The 502-nt window shown below is 60.0% G+C and carries 1 protein-coding gene; it reads right to left on the reverse strand.

The window, feature by feature from the left end:
* Nucleotides 1-451: transposase family protein (locus RY831_RS33585; protein ID WP_496196655.1), on the reverse strand; the 451-nt coding region annotated here is incomplete at its 3' end.
* Nucleotides 452-502: the final 51 nt, after the last annotated feature.

A 502-nucleotide genomic window follows, 5' to 3' on the forward strand; every position in this document is an offset into this window, starting at 1 on the left:
TACCAGAGCGGGACAGGTGCCAGCCAAGCAGCTCTCTGGTATGGCAATCGATCACCAGCGCCAGCACCGCCCAGCCATCACGACCGGTCCAGACTCGACACAGATCTGTTGCCCAACGCTCGTTTGGTGCCTTCGCCACGGATGGCAAAGCCTGCACCCGCGGCCGGAAGCCAATGGGCCGCTTCTTCACCTGCCAGCCCTTGAGCTGGAAGATACGCTGCACGGTGTTCTTGTTGAAGTCCAACAGATGCGCAACCGTCCGATAGCCGAAGGATGGGTTCTCGGCGATCATGGCCTTGATCGGACCGGCGAAGCGGTCCTGGACCTTCGGTGCCGACCTAACCGGCTTGTAATACACCGTTCTGCGCGGCACGCCGAACCACTGGCAGATCTTGCTGATCGAGACGGTAAAGCCGTCTTCCTTGAGTCCCTGGCGGATCGTCTCGATCACTTCTCGTCCTCGCCCAGCAGGGACTGCAGCTTTTTTCTTGCACGCAATTCA

The organism is Noviherbaspirillum album (assembly GCF_035916955.1).
In the GTDB taxonomy this organism is placed as follows: domain Bacteria; phylum Pseudomonadota; class Gammaproteobacteria; order Burkholderiales; family Burkholderiaceae_D; genus Noviherbaspirillum; species Noviherbaspirillum album.